The following is an 18,760-nucleotide window of genomic DNA, read 5'->3' on the forward strand; positions in this document are numbered from 1 at the left end:
CATTTGAGCCATAAATTCGATCGACCCGCCGATCGGGCGGGACTCTCCACTTCGTGGAACAGGCGTCCCGCCTGTGGTTGGCAAAGTAAATCTAAAATCTCAAACCTAAAATCGCGTCACTTCTGACAAATGATTGAAGTAGAACACTTAAGCAAAACTTACGGTTCGACCGCAGCGATCGCGGACGTGTCCTTCTCGGTCGAATCAGGAGAAATTCTCGGTTTTTTGGGGCCAAACGGCGCTGGTAAAACCACAACCATGCGGATTTTGTCGGGATATTTGCCGGCATCCAGCGGTACGGCCCGTATCGCCGGCCTCGATGTTCACGAAAACTCGATGGGAGTCAGACAGCGCATCGGTTATCTGCCGGAAAACCCGCCACTGTATCCAGAAATGAGTGTGGAAGGGTTTCTGTTTTTTGTCGCCAGGATTAAGCAAGTACCTGCGGGCGATCGCGCGCGACGAGTTACCTCCGCGATCGAACGCTGCGGCCTGGTTGATAAACGCAAAGTTTTAATCCGCAAGCTTTCTAAAGGATTTCGGCAGCGCGTCGGTATCGCACAGGCGATCGTCCACGATCCACCGGTCATTATCTTAGACGAACCAACCGTCGGCCTCGACCCCCGACAAATCATCGAAGTCCGCAATTTAATCAAAAGTCTTGGCGGCCAGCACACAATCATCCTTTCCACGCACATTCTGCCGGAAGTCAGCATGACTTGCAACCGCGTCACCATCATCAATCGCGGTAAAATCGTCGCTGCGGGTACTCCCGAAAATTTGATGGGAGAGTTGGCTGTCGGAGAGGGTTACGAACTCGAAGTTGAAGGCGAGGGGGATTTGGTAAACAGTCTGCTGTTGCCTTCTTTGGAAACATTGCCGGGAGTTCGATCGATCGAATTGATTCCAAGCCAGCAATTTTTAGTGAATCGCTACCGCCTGCGGGCCTTGTGCGAACCGGAAAGAGAACCCGGACGAGAAATTGCTACAGCTATCGTCGCCTCTGGATTTGGACTGTGCGAAATGCGCCGGTCTCGCGCTACTCTCGAAGATGTCTTTTTAAGGCTGACAGCGGCTGAAAAGAAACCCGAAGAAAATCTGGTTCACAGCGAACCGGAGGTCGATCGAAATCTGCAAGAAGCGGCAGAAATTCAAGACTCGATCGCCGATTCTCATCAATCGGAATCACAACCGACGATCATCCCGGACAATCTGCCCGTTTCAAATAAACCAGAGTCTCTCTATGATTCTCATTCAGCATCGGAACCAGTTGCAGAAACTGAAGAGTTGCTTGATGATTCTCATTCAGCATCGGAACCGGTTGCAGAAACCGTAGAGCCGATAGAACTTTCTCCACCAGAATTAGAATCAGTTGCAGAAACCGTAGATTTGAGTGAACATCCTCAACCCGAATTAGAACCAGTTGCAGAAACCGTAGATTTGAGTGAACATCCTCAACCCGAATTAGAACCAGTTGCAGAAACCGCAGAGTTGATTGAACATCCTCAACCAGAATCAGAACCAGTTGCAGAAACCGTAGATTTGAGTGAAGCGAAGCATCTCAGTTTGGGTGTCACAGGAACCCGAGGATCTTACTCGCTACAGATATCTAAACAAGCAAGCAGGATGCTCACTTTTGTAAAAAATGTTTTTTATAAAAGTGAGAGACTCCCGATAGAACCTTCTCCACCAGAACCGATTGTCGAAAATGTAGAAGTTTCAGAAACCGTAGAGTCGCTCGACTATTCTCAACCAGAATCAGAACCAGTTGTCGAAAGGCAAGAGTCGAGCGAGCATCATGAACCAGAACCGATTGTCGAAAATCTAGAAGTTTCAGAAACCTTAGAGTCGATCGAGCATCATCAACCAGAATCCGAACCAGTTGTCGAAACAGTAGAGTCGATCGAGCATCCTCAACCAGAACCGATAGTCGAAAATCTGCTCATTCCAGAAACACCAGAGTCGATCGAGCATTCTCAACCAGAACCAGAACCAGTTGTCGAAACACCAGAGTCGATCGAACATCATCAACCAGAAGCGATTGTCGAAAATCTAGAAGTTTCACAAACAGTAGAGTCGATCGAGCATAATGAACCAGAACCGATTGTCCAAAGGCAAGAGTCGATCGACTATTCTCAACCCGAATCCGAACCAATTACAGAAACACCGGAGGAAATAAGCGATTTAGAATCTGAAATGCAACCAGTGGCAGATTTTCTGGAAACTGTAGAAAGGCAAGAGTCGATCGAACATCCTCAACCAGAACCGGTTGTCGAAAATCTACTCATTCTAGAAACAATACAGTCGATCGAGCATTCTCAACCAGAACCGATTGTCGAAAATCTGCTGATTGTCGAAACAATAGAGTCGCTAGAACATCCTCAACCAGAACCGATTGTCGAAAATCAGCTCATTATAGAAACAGTAGAGTCGATCGAGCATTCTCCACCAGAACCGATTGTCGAAAATCTACTTATTGTAGAAACAGTAGAGTCGATCGAACTTTCTCAGCCAGCACCCGAACCGATTTTAGATGCGCCAAAGTCGATCGAGCATTCTCCACCAGAACCGATTGTCGAAAATCTACTTATTGTAGAAACAGTAGAGTCGAGCCAACCTTCTCAACCCGAACCCGAACCGATTTTAGATGCGCCAAAGTCGATCGAGTATTCTCCACCAGAACCGATTGTCGAAAATCTACTTATTGTAGAAACAGTAGAGTCGAGCCAACCTTCTCAACCAGAACCGATTGTCGAAAATCTACTTATTGTAGAAACAGTAGAGTCGATCGAACTTTCTCAGCCAGAACCCGAACCGATTTTAGATGCGCCAAAGTCGATCGAACGTTCTCAACCAGAATCCCAACCTGTTGTAAAAAATCGGCCAATTAAAAAAAAGCCACAACCGAGTAGCGATTCTCGGCCCGAACAGTCGCCTATGACCAAAAAGCGACAAATAGAAAGAAAAAAACAGGATAGCGACGACAGCCAAACACCACCTGCAGGGGACTCAGAATGAACCACTTACCAATGCCCAATTACCCATTCCCAATTCCTAAATGTTAGTAATGATTAGTAATATTGTCGCAATTTACCGCAAAGAACTACAAAGCTATTTTGCATCGCCATTAGCCTATGCCATCGCAGCAGTCTTTTGGCTAATCACCGGCTACTTTTTAATAGCCATCCTCCTAGCCCCCGACGGGTTAATTCCCCAAATCGGCCAGCGAGACCAAATGGGAATTACCGAACCTCCCATCGACGTTGCTTACGAATTCCTGCAACTCTTTCTGCGAATAATGGGTTCCCTTTCCTTGTTCGTACTACCTGCACTCTCAATGGGACTTTACGCAGAAGAACGCAAACGGGGCACCTTAGAACTATTAGCCACATCGCCCTTAACAAACTGGGCAGTTGCTACCGGCAAACTCCTGGGAGTTTTAACATTTTATACCACAATGTTGCTGCCCCTGCTGTTCTGCGAGGCGATCGTCCTCAGTTCCTCAACCCCACCCGTACTCCCCGGAGTTCTTCTGCTAGGACACGCCGGCTTAATCTTACTAGCAGCAGGAGTATTATCCCTCGGAATGTTTATTTCCTCCCTCACCGACAGCACAATTTTATCAGCCATCCTCACCTTCGCTCTAGTATTATTTCTCTGGGTGATCGATGCAGCCGCCGTCGCTATCGGTGGCGCCTTCGGAACAGCATTAGGACATTTGTCGCTCCTAACAAATTATACCAATCTTGTCAAGGGAGTTTTCGATACCAGCAGTTTAATTATGTTTGCCAGTTACATCATTTTAGGAGTATTTCTGACCGCCCAATCTATCGATGCCTTGCGATATCAGCGTTCTTAAAAACATCAGGGAAGGCTTCGGGGAATAAAGAGGAAAGATGGGGAAAGTAGGAGATTTGGAGAATTGCACATTAAAGGACACACCACCAATGCCCAATGCCCTGTTTGCCCAATGCCCCATTCCCCATTCCCCATCCCCAATTAATGTTAGTTATTCCACTAATTTCTTGAAATAATGAGATTTATCAATCCCAAAATCGACTTTGCGTTCAAAAAAATATTCGGTTCCAGCGACAGCAAAGACATCCTGATTAATTTTTTAAACGCCATCCTTTATGAAGCACAGCCGATTATCGAAGACTTAGAAATAATCGACTCCCAACCAGAACCTCAAACTCTCCCAACCCAAGACACCCACCTAGATGTCAAAGCCACAATTAACGGCGGCAGAATCGCCCTAGTTGAAATTCAACTGATCAACGTGCCTTCCTTTGGGAACAGAGTTTTGTACAACGCTGCCAAAAGCTACAGCCAGCAATTAACAGGAAAAGAACGCTACGAAAGACTAAAAACAGTAATTTCCTTGAAAATTGCCGACTTTGAAATGTTTGAAAATCAGCCAGAATTTTTGTCACGGTTTGTTTTTCAAGAAAAAGAGCAACAGTTTGAGTGTCCAGATACTGCAATAGAATTAGTATTTATCGAACTGCCAAAATTTACCAAGGAATTAGCAGAATTAGCAACAACAGCAGAGCAATGGATTTACTTTCTCGAAAAAGCCAGCACTCTGGAGACAGTACCAGAAACACTCAGTGCAGTTCCCGAAATTCAGAAAGCTTTTAAAATTGCCAGCGAGGAAAATTTCAATCAGGAAGAATTAAATGAATTGCAGAAGCAAGAACTGTGGATTCAAGACCAGCAGATTGCCATAGATGTAGCAAGAGAACAGGTTACAAAAACCGCTCAACTCTCGTTAATATTGCGTCAGCTAGTGAAGCGCTTAGGCACAATACAACCGGAAACTGAAAACAGCATCCGTCAATTAGGCGTAGAGCAATTAGAAGAACTAGGAGATGCCGTGATCGATTTCAACAAGCCGTCAGATTTAACAGCATGGTTGCAGGCTAATGCGATATAGAATAACATCCTCGACCCGGAAATTTTTCCCTCAATATTTACGTTATGAAAATTAGCAAAACAAATTGGAAATACGTTTTTTTGCTGGGCCCCCTCCTCATCGCAGCGGGGGTAACAGCAGCACTTGTATCCGGAGTATGGGAACCATTGACAGTCGGTTTAGTTATTGCCGGAGCAGTGACGATCGCACTTTGGCTGCTATATTTGAGTTACGAACAAAGCTTTTGGGGGCAGCGTTCCACTCAAGCCAGCACCAACGCCCTGATTGCTACCCTGGCCGTCTTTGTGATTCTCGGAGTAATTAACTTCATAGCCGTTCGCTATCCCGTCCGCATCGACTTAACCGAAAGCCAACAATTTACCCTTGCCCCGCAGACTCAACAAATACTGCGAAACCTGCAACAAACAGTCAAAGTTTGGGTATTTGACCCCATCCAAAACCCCCAAATTAAAGAATTGCTGCAAAGCTACAAACGCGAGGGAGGCGAAAAGTTCCAATTCGAGTTTGTTGACCCGCAGACGCAACCGGGAAAAGCGCGGGAATTTAGCATTACCAGCATCGGAGAAGTTTACCTGCAATCCGGGGACAAAAAACAAGTTCTGCAAAAAGGTGGCACTGCTTTTGGTAGCGACCCAAATCAAGGTCTTTCAGAGATAAAACTTACCAATGGCTTAGAAGAAATCCTGAGCACTCGCGTTGCTACAGTTTACTTTTTGCAAGGCAAAGGAGCCCGCCCGCTACAGGAAGGTCAAGGCGGAATTCAGCAAGCTGAAAAAGCTTTGAAAGATAAATACTACAACGCCCAAACGCTGAATTTGACCGAACGCAAAGAAGTGCCAGAAGATGCAGATGCTTTAATCGTTCCCGGGCCGGACAAACCGTTTTCCGATACAGAAATTAAAGCACTAAAAGCTTATCTCGATCGCGGCGGCAGTTTATTGTTAATGGTAGACCCGGCAATTGATACGGGATTGGACAAATTGCTGCAAGAATGGGGCGTCAAACTAGACAGCCGTTTGGCCATCGATGCTTCGGGCACTGGTCAAAGATTTGGCCTGGGCCCCACGGTTCCTACAGTCAGGCGCTACGGCGAACATCCGATTACTCAAAGTTTTGGCAACGGTATTTCATTTTATCCGTTTGCGCGTGCTTTGGAAACCTCGCCAGTAGAAGGGATAGAGGAAAAACCGCTGATTTGGACGAGTCAGGAAAGTTGGGCCGAAAGCGATTTGACGACTAAGAAATTGGAGTTTGATCAAAAGACCGATCGACAAGGACCGCTATTATTAGGTGTAGCTTTAGTTCGATCGTCCACTGACAGCACTCCCTTAAAGCCCTCCCCTTCACCAACACCAACTTCGCCCTCGCCTTCACCCCAAGCATCGCCGACAACTTCCCCATCGCCGACAACATCGCCATCACCGATAGATTCACCATCGCCGATAGATTCACCATCGCCAACAACTTCACCCTCACCGACAGATTCACCATCGCCAACAACTTCACCCTCACCGACAGATTCACCATCGCCAACAACTTCACCCTCACCGACAACTTCACCATCACCGACAACTTCGCCATCGCCGACAACTTCCCCATCACCGACAACTTCACCATCACCGACAACTTCGCCATCACCGACAGATTCACCATCACCGACAACATCACCGTCGCCGACAACTTCACCAACAGCTTCCCCAATCAGCTATTCGGTGATTGTCTCGCAAGAAGCTACGCCGCCAGCATTACCCACGACTTCGCCAACACCCACAGCATCTCCCACAGCATCTCCCACAGCATCTCCAGAAAGTTCGCCAACACCCACAACCTCTCCCACAGCATCTCCCAGCCCAACGGCAACTCCTTCTGCGCCTTCAACTCCTAGAAAAACATCGCGAATGGTAGTAATTGGCACATCTCAATTTGTGACTAACGGTTGGTTTGACCAACAACTCAATAGCGACGTGTTTCTCAATTCAGTCAGTTGGTTGAGTAAACCAGACCAGCAAAGCTTTTCTATCAGTCCGAAAAAAGCTACCAACCGCCGCATTAACATGACGGCCATCCAAGTAGGATTGCTGGTTTTAGCTTGGCTAATGTGGCCTTTACTCGGACTGGGAATTGGTGGCGCTATTTGGTGGAAGAGAAGATAAGTTAGTTGACAGTTGACAGTTGTCAGTTGACAGTTGACAGTTGACAGTTGACAGTTGTCAGTTGTCAGTTGACAGTTTGCAGTTGTCAGTTGACTGTTGTCAGTTGTCAGTTGTCAGTTGTTATTAATAACAAACTCCCCAATTCCCAATGCCCAATTCCCAATGCCCAATTCCCAATGCCCAATTCCCAATGCCCAATTCCCAATGCCCAATTCTCAGTTATTATGAAATTGCAGAAAAATACATTAGTATTGATAGCCGTCGCGCTTAGCATGACTGGGTTGGTTGCTTTGTTCGAGATGCAAGTGTCTCCGAAACAGGAAGCCGCTAAGGAAGAAAAACAGAAAATTTTTGCTTTTAAGTCCGATCGCGTACAATTCTTTACAGTCAAAACTCCCGAAAAAATATTGACTTTTGAGCGAGTTTATGCTACAAAAGGAGGCAAGTCTAGTTGGGAAATGAAATTGCCCGTGCAAGCACACGCAAGTCAGGCATCGGTGGATTTTTTGCTAGACAGGCTGGCAACAGGAAAGAGCGATCGCACGATTAATATTACTGCAGCTCAACTGCCCGAATTCGGTCTCGACCAACCCCAAGCTACAGTCACAGTAAAACTGGACAACCAGGAAACTCACCGCCTAGTTTTAGGCAAAACAGACTTTAGCGGCCGCTTCTTGTACGCTCAAGCCAATCCGCCGGAAGCGCCCCCTCAAAATTCCGCCCAAAATTTGCCCGTGCTGCTAGTGCCTTTTGACTTTAAAAATGCCGTCCAGCGACCTTTGTCAGAGTGGAAAAAAGCAGAAGCACCCAAAACAGAGAAACCGCAAAAACCCTCTCCCACGCCAAGTCCTGAGAATAAATAGATAGATGACCCATCGCTCTGAGATGTTGCACCCTTCTCAATAAGGCTTTTATGAACAGGCTTTTCGGCCTGTTCCACAAAGAGTAAATTTTTTTGTGGAACAGGCCGAAAAGCCTGTTGCTGACGCCTGTTGCTGACAATGGTGCGCTCTGGGATAGAATTTAAAGAACAAATCCCAAAACCTGTTACATCCAACATTCCTCACCTAAAATACAGAAAAGTCTAAACTTAAACTGTATTTAAGTAGCGTGCATTACCCCCAGGAAAGGGCGAATATGTTTCAGACAGCACTCAACCAAGGTACGACAGCAACGGATACAGCGCTTGACGTTGAACTCCGCAAGGTCTTTAAGGTATTTAACGGCGAAACCGCAGTCCGTGGAGTTGACCTCAACATCCGCCAAGGAGAATTTTTTAGCATCCTCGGGCCTAGCGGCTGCGGCAAGACTACGACGCTGCGCTTAATCGCTGGGTTCGAGACTCCCTCGGCGGGCGAATTGATGATTCGCGGCCAGTCGATGACCAACACTCCAGCTTACCGCCGTCCGGTAAATACTGTGTTTCAAAGCTATGCTTTGTTCGGACACATGAATGTCTGGGACAATATCGCTTTTGGATTGCGGATCAAAAAGCTGGGGAAAGCAGAAATTGAAGAACGGGTACGGGAAGTTTTGCAATTGGTGAAAATGGAATCTTTCGCCAACAGGTTTCCCGGTCAAATGTCGGGCGGCCAGCAGCAGCGGGTGGCTTTGGCGAGAGCTCTGGTAAATCGACCGGCGGTTTTGCTGCTAGATGAGCCCCTGGGTGCTCTGGATTTGAAGTTGCGGAAGCAGATGCAGTTGGAACTGTCGAATTTACATCAAGAATTGGGTTTGACTTTTGTGATGGTGACTCACGACCAAGAAGAGGCGATGAGTCTGTCTGACCGGATTGCGGTGATGCACGAGGGCAGGATTGAGCAAATTGGCTCTCCTGAAGAAATTTATGAGTGTCCCCAGACGGCTTTTGTGGCGGATTTTATTGGCGATACGAATTTGTTTGCGGGTACGGTAGAATCGATAGACCGATCGACTATCACAGTTCGCACATCAGCCAATCTGAAAATTATCGTTCAGCAGTCGGATATGTGGAGTGGTGTCACAGGCGACTCTGTTGTGGTCAGCGTCCGGCCGGAAAAAGTATATTTGAATCTCTACCAGCCGGAAGTGTCGGTCAACTGTTTTGAAGGGCGGCTCAAAAATACTATGTACATGGGCACGCACGTTCATTACGTGGTTGAGTTGTCGTCGGGCGATAAAATTACTGTGCGCCAGCCAAATACCGGCGGCTCTTTCCCAGATCCGCACACGCCGATTTACGCTTACTGGGGAACTACTGATTGTCTGGCTTTGACCGATCGGAATTAATCAGTTGGCAGTTGGTAGTTGGTATTAGTCATTAGTCATTAGTCATTAGTCATTGGTTATTTGTTGGTGGTGGGTTCTCCTAACAAATAACATAGGACAATTCCCAATTCCCAATTACCAATTCCCTAATCTTCAATCTTCAATCTCCAAATCTAAAATCTAAAATCTAAAATCTAAAATCGAACTGTGCCTCCGACTAACTTACCAATTTCCAGGATTTTCCCGGCTAATTCTACACGCCGTCAGTTCCTAAAAAATTCGGCGGCGACAATTTCCGGGTTAGCTGTTTCGAGTTGCGGCTGGCGACTTGCAGACGTACAATCTGCTCCTCCCGTCAAAGGTGATGCCGACCAACTTTTCATCTATACTTGGGCAGGCTATACCGATAACGCTTTGCTCGATCGCTTTGCCGAAAAAACAGGCATTCGCGTGGTTGCAGACGTATTTGACTCCAATGAGGCGATGCTGGCTAGGGTTCAAGCTGGCGGTGGCCGCGCCTACAGCATCATTTACCCGTCTGACTACATGGTGATTCAGATGACGGAACTGGGGCTGTTGAGCCAATTAGACCACTCGATTTTGGGCGGACTCGATCGACTAAAAAAACAGTTCCAAAACCCTGTTTATGACCCAGGAAACCGCTACAGCGTCCCTTTGAGTTGGGGAACCACAGGCTTAATTTACAACAGCGAACAGCTCAAAGAAGCTCCTGAAGATTGGGAGTATTTGTGGCAGCACAAACAGGAGTTAGCAAGGCGAATGACGCTGGCAAATGATGTTCGAGAAGTGATGGGCGCTGCGTTGCGGATGTTGGGCTATTCTCTCAATTCTACGAACCAAGAGCAAGTGAAACAAGCTTACGAAAAGTTGGTGGAACTCAAACCGGCGATCGCATCTTTTACCACTGATGCTTGGCGGCCGCAAATGCTGACGGGGGATTTGAAGGTAGCTATGTGTTATTCTTCTGATGCTAATGAGGTAATCCCAGATAATGACAAATTGCGCTATGTTGTGCCAAAAAGCGGTTCTTCTCTGTGGACTGACACTTTAGTAATTCCTAAAGGTGCTCCCAATCCCGAAGCAGCTTATAAGTGGATTAACTTTATGCTGCAAGCGGATGTCGCTGCTTCTTTAGTAGAACGGCTCAGTTTCTCAACTCCTTCGGAAGATGCTTTTAGTTTGCTGACGCCGGAAGTCCGCGAAAATGAAATTCTTTTCCCTTCGGAGGCAACTTTGAAAAATTGCGAAGGTGTTGCTCCGGTAGGAAAATTTATAGACGTGTACGATCGCTATTGGACTAAATTAACCAGCGGCTAATCTTATTTTTGCCATAAATTTCATGTGGATTTCGATTTACCGTGGGGTGGGGGCGGGTTTATGAGATTGTTTATTTTAGGCATAGATTGTTGGTGAAACCCGCCCCTACATTACATTTCGATTTACCGTGGGGTGGGGGCGGGTTTAGAAGATTGTTTATTTTACGCATAGATTGTTGTTGGTGAAACCCGCCCCTACAAATCAAAACTCAAAACTCAACACTATTTATTTATGGCTGTTTCAACTAGAACTCCCCCTCCTATTCCTCCCAATTCTTCTTTGAAGGCTGAAACTGTTTCCCCGTGGTCGGCGTGGGCTGGGCCACTGGCATTGCTAGGCCCTTCTGGCTTGTTGCTGCTTTTATTATTAGTCATACCAACTTTGGTGATTTTTCAGCTTAGTTTGGTGCCGAATATTAAACCTGGAGATTTGGTGAATCCTTCGGGAATCGGCAATTACCTGCGAGTGTTTGAGCCGCTGAATTTGCAGGTGATTGGTCGATCGCTCTTTTTCGCAACGGGGACTACTATTCTGTGTTTGCTGCTGGGATTTCCTGTGGCTTACTGGATCGCCCTCAATGTGTCGAAAAAGTGGCGGAATTTAACTTTGTTAGGCTTTGTGTTGCCGCTGTGGACTTCTTCGCTGTTGCGATCGTATGCTTGGATTACAATTCTGCGTCCTACGGGCGTTCTCAACTCGCTGCTGGCACTTGTAGGCATTCCTCCTCTAGAATTGCTTAATCAAAGTTCCGCAGTTTTAATCGGCATGGCTTACAGCTATTTACCTTATATTGTGACAATTCTCTACGCTTCTTTGGAAAAGTTAGACCGCAGGTTGCTAGAAGCATCTCAGGATTTGGGCGCGAATCCAGTGGAAACTTTCTGGAAAGTGACAGTACCTCAGACGATGCCGGGAATTGCTGCGGGTTCTTTGCTAGTATTTATTAGCAGTTTGGGCGATTTTGTCGATCCAGAGTTGCTCGGTGGAGCTTCGAGCATGACGGCGGCTCGTTTAATTTACAATCAGTTTTTGGGGGCGACTCAAAATTGGGGTCTGGGTTCGGCTCTGAGTATGGTATTAATCTTTGCAGTGAGTATCGGAATTGCCCTTTTGCTCAAATATGGCGATCGTAATACAATTTAGGATGTTGAAGGAAGAAGGAAGAAGGAAGAAGGAAGAAGGAAGAAGGAAGAAGGAAGAAGGAAGAAAACAATCCTAATCTCTTACAAATTACCAATTACCGATTACCGATTACCGAGAAATGGAAAATACCCCCGAAAATCCACAGGAGGAAATACAACCCGATATGTACTTAAAACCTAAATTTAAGATTTCTTGGCAGGTGATATTTGCCGTTGTGATGTTTTTTTATATGTACCTGCCCATCCTGGTACTCACCTTTTACAGCTTTAACAAATCGCGTTTTAGCGCAGGTTGGGAAGGATTTACTTTAGATTGGTACGTTAAATTATTTAGCGATACGCGGATTTTAGTTGCCCTGAGAAACAGTTTAACAGTGGCTGTTTGTGCAGTTGCAATCTCGGCTGTACTAGGCACTTTGATGGCAGTTGGTTTAGCCCGCTACCGCTTTCCTGGCAAGAATTTATATCAGGGAGTTTCCTACTTGCCGATTATTATTCCAGATATTGCGACCGCAGTTGCTACTCTGGTATTTTTAGCGGCGCTGGCTATTCCTCTGAGTTTGTGGACAATTGTCGCCGCTCACGTTGTGTTTTGTCTGGCTTACATCGCTCTAGCTGTTTCTACTAGATTGGCAGATTTAAACCCGTATTTAGAAGAGGCTGCCTTGGATTTAGGTGCAACGCCTGTTGAAGCTTTTATTCAGGTTTTGCTCCCTCAATTAATACCCGGAATTGTTTCGGGTTGTCTGCTGTCTTTTGTCCTCAGCATGGACGATTTTTTGATTGCGAGTTTTACCGCAGGTAGCGGGACTACAACTCTGCCGATGGAAATTTTTAGCCGGATTCGGACTGGGGTAAAACCTGATATTAATGCTCTCAGCGTGCTGTTGATAGTAGGTTCGGGAGGATTGGCATTTTTAGCGGAATATTTGCGCGGTCGGGGCGAGCAAAAACGGGTTCATTAGTCATTAGTCATTAGTCATTAGTCATTGGTGATTGGTTATTAGTCATCAAAAAACCCGGTTTCTTAAAGAAACCGGGTTTTTGAAGCGGTAAGGTGCGAAGTACAAACCCTATAGAGGTTCTGCGTCAAGGACTGAATTGCTGCTATTTTGCTGCTGGTAATTTCACCTTAGTAGCCAAACCTAGTGCTTCCAAAACTTGAATTGTCATCCAAGTGAAGTCAATTTCCCACTTTTCCATCCCGTGACGCGCAGAGTATTGATAAGCATGGTGGTTGTTGTGCCAGCCTTCGCCGTAAGTCAGGACAGCCACCCACCAACAGTTAGTAGAACTATCGTTTGTTTCGTAGGTGCGGTAGCCAAATTTGTGAGTGGCGCTGTTAACAAACCAGGTGCAGTGATACACCAAAACTAAGCGTACAAAAATTACCCACACTACAAACGGCCAGCCTGCTGCTAAGTAAAGCAAGACGCCAAAGACGATTTGCATCGGGAGAAAGTAGTTTTGCAAAAATTGGTAAAATGGATCGCTCGAAATGTCTTTTGTGCAGCGGGCAATTTCAGCGTGAGCTGGACCTTTATATAGCATCCAGCCGATGTGACTCCACCAAAAACCCTTTTGGGCATTGTGAGGGTCGAGCGCATTTTGGTCAGAGTTGGTGTGGTGCAATCGGTGCAGCCCAACCCAATCAATTATTCCTCCTTGACAGGCAAGGGCTCCGCAAAATGCTAGAAAATATTCTACGAATTTTGGTGTCTGAAAACTGCGGTGGGTGAGCATACGATGCCATCCGAGAGTTATTCCCAAACCGCCAGTTATCCAGTGCATGAATACTGTTACACCAACTGCTGTCCAATTGAAGTTACTGGGTAGCAGTGCGAACAAAGCACCGATATGAAGTCCTGCTAAACTAATAACGTGCTTCCAATTGTATTGGAGTTTTTCTTGCGTTGCAATTGTCATTCTCTTTTTGATTTCTGATGAGATGCCGAGCTAGATTCACGCATAATAGTTGGGATTGAGCAGTGAACTTTTTTGCTGCACTCTTGCCCAAACTAATAAAGAATCAATGATAGATTTGGGATTAGGATTGAAAAAGATTTACGGTTGTATTTTGAAAATAAAAAATTTGGCTGCCAAACAAAATTTTTTGTTCCCGATTATATTATAACTGATTCTGGTTTTGGTTGGGTCGATCGCACCAGGGGAGTCGATCTCTGTTCAACCCAACCTCTACCATCGCAAAAACAGGATGAGGCATTGGTCACCAGCCATTAGTCCAGAACTGATGACCTACAACCAATGACTAATTGCCGATGGCTATTTTTCGGCTAATTTCACTTTGGTTGCCAAACCCAGCGATTGCAGCAATTGAATTGTCATCCAGGTGAAGTCGATTTCCCACCATTGGAGACCGTGGCGAGCCGAGTATTGAAAGGCGTGGTGGTTGTTGTGCCAGCCTTCGCCGTAGGTAAGCAGAGCCACCCACCAGCAGTTGGTCGATCGATCGCCCGACTCGTAGGTGCGGTAGCCGAATTTGTGGGTAGCGCTGTTAACCAGCCAAGTGCAGTGGAACACCACCACGATCCGCAGAAACACACCCCAAACCACGAAAGACCAGCCGCCTAATAAATAAAGCAACACACCGAAGACAACTTGGATGGGGATAAAATATGCTTGGAGAAACTTGTATACTGGGTCGTCGCCGATGTCTTTAGTAAAGCGGGGGATTTCCACTCTGATCGGGAGATCCGAGAGCATCCAGCCCATGTGGCTCCACCAGAAGCCTTGATTGGAATCGTGGGGATCTGTTTCGGTGTCGGAATGTATGTGGTGTAACCGGTGCATTCCTACCCAGTCGATCGGACCACCTTCACAGGAAAGGGTACCGCAAATAACTAGAAAATACTCTAGCCATTTCGGTGTTTGAAAACTACGGTGGGTGACGAGGCGGTGAAATCCGAGAGTAATTCCTAAACCACCTGTTACCCAATGCAGGAATACTGCTAGCCCGACAGCAGACCAGCTAAAATTACCCGGCAGCAAAGCAAATAAAGCACCGATGTGCAGAAAGGCCATAAAGCCTACGACAGGCCAATCAGGAGAAGTTTTTTTGGAAGTTGCAATCGTCATGAATATATTATGTTTACAAACTAGGGGCCGCATCTACGCCATAATGGACAGCGCGCACGCAAAGGGTGAGCGAGGTATAGATGAATAGCGTTTCACGGCTACAGGAAGCAGAACAGGCACTCTTTCAGATTTTTTCTGGTATTGACACTACAGTCAAGCAAAATCTTCAACGAGTCTTAAAAGCTTTTCGCAGCCACCGGGTTGGAGTCCACCATTTTGCAGGGGTTACGGGTTACGGCCACGATGATTTGGGTCGGGAGACTTTGGACGGGTTATTTGCCGAAGTGGTAGGGGCCCAGGCCGCGGCTGTCCGGGTACAGTTTGTTTCGGGTACTCACGCGATCGCCTGTGCTCTTTTTGGCATCCTGCGTCCTGGTGACGAAATGTTGGCAGTGGCTGGTTCTCCCTACGATACTTTAGAAGAAGTGATCGGCTTGCGGGGGCAAGGTCAAGGTTCACTTGTTGAGTTTGGCATTAGTTACCGTGAGTTGCCTCTAACTCGCGAAGGAAGTTTGGATTGGCAGGCATTGAGCTCTACTATTTCAGCAAAGACTCGCCTGGTTTTTATCCAGCGCTCTTGCGGCTATTCTTGGCGGTCGAGTTTGTCTATTTCTGAGATTGAAAAAATCGTCGCCATAGTCAAACATCAGAATCCTAGCACAATTTGCTTTGTTGATAATTGTTACGGGGAGTTTGTTGATGATTGCGAACCTACTGCTGTGGGTGCGGATCTGATGGCTGGTTCTTTAATCAAAAATCCGGGGGGTACGATCGTCCCTGCTGGAGGTTACGTCGCTGGGAGGGCTGATTTAGTGGAGGCGGCAACTTGTCGCTTGACGGCGCCGGGAATCGGCAGCAGTGGCGGCGCAACTTTTGATTTGAATCGGTTGCTGTTTCAGGGTTTGTTTATGGCTCCCGGTTTTGTGGGGGAGGCGATGAAGGGAAATCATTTGACGGCTTATGTTTTTTATAAGTTGGGTTATCGAGTGAATCCTATGCCTTTGGCTAGAAGACGAGATGTGATTCAGGCGATCGAATTCGGTTCTGCTGATAAGTTAATTGCTTTTTGTCGGGCTGTTCAGCAAAATTCCCCCGTCGGTTCCTATTTAGATCCGGTGCCTGCTCCGATGCACGGGTATGAAAGTCAGTTAGTGATGGCTGGGGGTACTTTTATTGATGGGAGTACGTCGGAATTTTCGGCTGACGGGCCTCTGCGGGAGCCTTACGTGGCTTTTTGTCAGGGGGGGACTAATTGGACTCATGTATCTATCGCCTTGGAGGATGCGATCGAGGCTGTGGGCCCAGCAAATAAAGTGACTAATCACTAATTACCAGACTCGGATTTGTTGCCAAACGACCGTCTTCCATGTAGATAATTCGATCGGCAATATCGAGAATGCGGTTATCGTGCGTTACTAGCAAAATCGTGCAGCCTTGTTCTTTTGCTAGTTTTTGCATAATTTCTACGACATCTCGCCCGGATTTTTTGTCTAAAGCGGCGGTTGGTTCGTCCGCTAAAACTATTTTAGGGCGGCTAACTAACGCGCGGGCGATCGCAACTCTTTGTTTTTGCCCTCCCGACAAATTTTCGGGGTAATAATTAGCCCGCTCTCCCAAACCAACTGCTTCTAACATTGCTATTGACAAAGCATCCATATTCTGATTTAGCATTTCTTTGTGCAGTTCCAAAGACATTCGCACGTTTTGCTTGGCTGTCAAGAATGTCATCAAGTTATGTGCTTGAAAAATATAGCCAATTTGCTTTCTGAGTTTAGTTAACTGAGTTTTGCTAGCTCCGTGTATTTCTTGCCCAAGAATTTTGAGACTGCCTTCTTGAGCAGAACGCAGCCCGCCTAACATTGTCAATAAAGTTGTTTTGCCGGAACCAGAGGGTCCCGTCATAATGACTATTTCTCCGGGGTTAATGTCGAGATTTATGTCAAATAAGGCTTGTTTTTTGAGAGAGCCTTGACCGAAGTAATGGTTGAGGTTTTGGACTGAAATTACTGGTTCGGTTGCGGTAGTTGGGTTAGCGGGAAAATTTAGGGTTTGCATGGTGATTTTCGGGAGTTTTTTTTGACATGACATATTGCACTATTATCAAGAAGCTTTTTATGGGCGGGCTAGAAGCCCACCCCACAAGAAAATATCAGTTGTGTGGAACAGGCATCTTGCCTGTTCTTAAAAATATCAGTTGTGTGGAACAGGCATCTTGCCTGTTCTTAAAAATATCAGTTTGACCGACCGATGCAGGCAGATTGACGCTGATGAACGCAGATTAGAATATGTCTGCGGGGTCGGCTGATTGGAGTTTGCGGAGGGCGAGGGCGCCGGAACCAGTACACATCACGATCGTCAAACTTAACACTACAACCGCTCGATTTGTGGTCATAGAAATTGGCAGTAAAGTGGCAGATTGTGCTAGCGAATACAGTCCGTTGGCTAAAACAAGTCCCGGCATAAAACCTAATACAGCTAATAGCAGAGCTTCCTGAATTAAAACTCCGACTAAATAGCGATCGCTATATCCCATTGCTTTTAAAGTCGCATATTCCGCTAGGTGATCGGAAACGTCAGAGTAAAGAATTTGGTAAACAATAATCAGACCAACAACGAATCCGATAATTGTACCGAATCCGAAAATAAAGCCGATCGGAGTAGCATTTGCCCAATAAGCTTTTTCAATTTCTGCAAATTCTGCTAGGGTTAAAACTTTGACATCATCGGGCAATATAGCTTTGAGCATTGACTGGGTTTTTTTGACATCGGCATCGGGTTGTAGGTTGATTAAGCCGACATCAACTTGATCGGGTGTGCGATCGGGAAATAAGTTCATGAAGGTAGAATCGCTGGCAATGACATTGCCGTCAGCCACGAAGGAAGTACCGAGAGTAAAGACTCCTCCTACTTGAATATTGCGTTTATTGAGTTCTGTTTCGAGGGTAGATTGTTTGTGAAAAATATTGGCAATCTCGCCGTATTCAGGTCGAGAAGATTGGTCAAACAACACATGATTAAACATTTGAATTTGAGGTAATTTTTGATTGACATCAGGCAAATTAAATGTTATGTTGCCGGGGTCGATTCCAAAAATTAAAATCGATCGAGTAGTGCGGGTTGTGGGATTTCGCCACTGTCCCATACCAATATATAAGGAAGTAACGGATTTTACTCCTTCTACTCCTTGTGCTTGGTAAAGTCGCTCTCGGTTAAAATCTTTTACCGCAGCAAAAGTTTCAAATTGAGGATTGATTAAAACTAAATCTGTCTGTAAACTTAGGTGCGGCTTAACGGCAGAATCGAATAGTGCATCTTGAAATCCCAGTTGCACAAAAATCAGAATATCTGCAAAGGCAATTCCTGCTATAGCAACAGCGAGGCGGGTTTTTTCTCTAGTTACTTGCAACCACGCAAGGGGTGTTTTGCGAAACATAAGTTTTGGGAATTGGGAAATGGGAATTGTGAATTGGGAATTTATTGTTGGTTATTTAAAGCTGTTTCTTCAAGTTTGCGTTGCCGCATTAGAAGAAATAAAGGCAAACCCAGGGAAACACCAACCAGTAAGTTAGTGGCAATATAAATCCCCAAGTTTTTCATTTTCAGACGCGAACCTTCGCTAAATACAAAAAACCAAAAAACCACGGAAGAGACGATTACATCCATGCCAAAAAAGCCGGAAATTTGATTTGCAAACAATTGTCCGAAGAAAGCGTTAATATTCAACCCTTTTTCTAAGAGAAACGGGACAAACTGGGAATACGGTAAAGCAGTGCCCAGAATACAGAGAACTAAGTATGCAATTTGAAGCATTGGGAAACCTCCAGTTTGTTAATTGTAAATCGCTATAT

The 18,760-nt window shown here is 46.0% G+C and carries 14 protein-coding genes and 1 pseudogene; 10 read left to right on the forward strand and 5 right to left on the reverse strand.

Going from position 1 to position 18,760, the window contains the following annotated elements; genetic code table 11:
• Positions 1 to 129: 129 nt before the first annotated feature.
• The 9 genes and pseudogenes from QT990_RS11950 to QT990_RS11990 form a co-directional block, all read left to right on the forward strand.
• Positions 130 to 1,164 (forward strand): annotated as a pseudogene (locus QT990_RS11950) (ABC transporter ATP-binding protein); the annotation flags it as partial.
• Between the two features lie 1,894 nt (positions 1,165 to 3,058).
• The gene (locus QT990_RS11955; protein WP_333142566.1) at positions 3,059 to 3,859 is read left to right on the forward strand and encodes an ABC transporter permease; all 801 of its coding nucleotides are present in this window, start codon (positions 3,059 to 3,061) and stop codon (positions 3,857 to 3,859) included.
• 174 nt (positions 3,860 to 4,033) lie between these two features.
• Positions 4,034 to 4,936, forward strand: coding sequence for an Rpn family recombination-promoting nuclease/putative transposase (locus tag QT990_RS11960; RefSeq protein ID WP_333142565.1), 903 nt, complete (start codon positions 4,034 to 4,036; stop codon positions 4,934 to 4,936).
• Positions 4,937 to 4,980: 44 nt separating this feature from the next.
• Entirely contained in the window at positions 4,981 to 7,089 is a 2,109-nt protein-coding gene (locus QT990_RS11965; RefSeq protein WP_333409910.1) for a Gldg family protein, read from the forward strand.
• A 47-nt stretch (positions 7,090 to 7,136) separates the two neighbouring features.
• Positions 7,137 to 7,952: a DUF4340 domain-containing protein gene (locus QT990_RS11970; protein WP_333409909.1), complete on the forward strand. Its 816-nt coding sequence runs from the start codon at positions 7,137 to 7,139 to the stop codon at positions 7,950 to 7,952.
• A gap of 274 nt (positions 7,953 to 8,226) precedes the next feature.
• Positions 8,227 to 9,357, forward strand: coding sequence for an ABC transporter ATP-binding protein (locus tag QT990_RS11975; protein ID WP_333142562.1), 1,131 nt, complete (start codon positions 8,227 to 8,229; stop codon positions 9,355 to 9,357).
• A gap of 186 nt (positions 9,358 to 9,543) precedes the next feature.
• Positions 9,544 to 10,674, forward strand: coding sequence for a spermidine/putrescine ABC transporter substrate-binding protein (locus tag QT990_RS11980; RefSeq protein ID WP_333142561.1), 1,131 nt, complete (start codon positions 9,544 to 9,546; stop codon positions 10,672 to 10,674).
• A gap of 231 nt (positions 10,675 to 10,905) precedes the next feature.
• Positions 10,906 to 11,817, forward strand: coding sequence for an ABC transporter permease (locus QT990_RS11985; protein ID WP_333142560.1), 912 nt, complete (start codon positions 10,906 to 10,908; stop codon positions 11,815 to 11,817).
• A 118-nt stretch (positions 11,818 to 11,935) separates the two neighbouring features.
• The gene (locus QT990_RS11990) at positions 11,936 to 12,781 is read left to right on the forward strand and encodes an ABC transporter permease (protein WP_333142559.1); all 846 of its coding nucleotides are present in this window, start codon (positions 11,936 to 11,938) and stop codon (positions 12,779 to 12,781) included.
• A gap of 142 nt (positions 12,782 to 12,923) precedes the next feature.
• Here QT990_RS11990 and QT990_RS11995 read toward each other — a convergent pair whose 3' ends face one another.
• Positions 12,924 to 13,742: a fatty acid desaturase gene (locus QT990_RS11995; RefSeq protein ID WP_333465279.1), complete on the reverse strand. Its 819-nt coding sequence runs from the start codon at positions 13,740 to 13,742 to the stop codon at positions 12,924 to 12,926.
• A 357-nt stretch (positions 13,743 to 14,099) separates the two neighbouring features.
• On the reverse strand, positions 14,100 to 14,912 hold the full coding sequence (locus tag QT990_RS12000; RefSeq protein WP_333142557.1) for an acyl-CoA desaturase: 813 nt from the start codon (positions 14,910 to 14,912) through the stop codon (positions 14,100 to 14,102).
• An 80-nt stretch (positions 14,913 to 14,992) separates the two neighbouring features.
• Between QT990_RS12000 and QT990_RS12005 the strand changes: the two genes are divergently transcribed.
• Positions 14,993 to 16,240, forward strand: a complete 1,248-nt coding sequence (locus tag QT990_RS12005; RefSeq protein WP_333142556.1) for a methionine gamma-lyase family protein — start codon at positions 14,993 to 14,995, stop codon at positions 16,238 to 16,240.
• On the opposite strand, the gene QT990_RS12010 is transcribed toward QT990_RS12005, so the two are convergent.
• The 3 genes from QT990_RS12010 to QT990_RS12020 form a co-directional block, all read right to left on the reverse strand.
• Positions 16,230 to 16,967 (reverse strand): DevA family ABC transporter ATP-binding protein, encoded by a 738-nt coding sequence (locus QT990_RS12010; protein ID WP_333142555.1) that lies wholly within the window; start codon positions 16,965 to 16,967, stop codon positions 16,230 to 16,232. The genes QT990_RS12005 and QT990_RS12010 overlap by 11 nt on opposite strands.
• A 223-nt stretch (positions 16,968 to 17,190) precedes the next feature.
• Positions 17,191 to 18,345, reverse strand: coding sequence for an ABC transporter permease DevC (gene devC, locus QT990_RS12015; RefSeq protein ID WP_333142553.1), 1,155 nt, complete (start codon positions 18,343 to 18,345; stop codon positions 17,191 to 17,193).
• Between the two features lie 41 nt (positions 18,346 to 18,386).
• Positions 18,387 to 18,722 (reverse strand): DUF2834 domain-containing protein, encoded by a 336-nt coding sequence (locus tag QT990_RS12020; RefSeq protein WP_333142552.1) that lies wholly within the window; start codon positions 18,720 to 18,722, stop codon positions 18,387 to 18,389.
• Positions 18,723 to 18,760: the final 38 nt, after the last annotated feature.

Source organism: Microcoleus sp. T3_B1 (genome assembly GCF_036700445.1).
In the GTDB taxonomy this organism is placed as follows: Bacteria; Cyanobacteriota; Cyanobacteriia; order Cyanobacteriales; family Microcoleaceae; genus Microcoleus.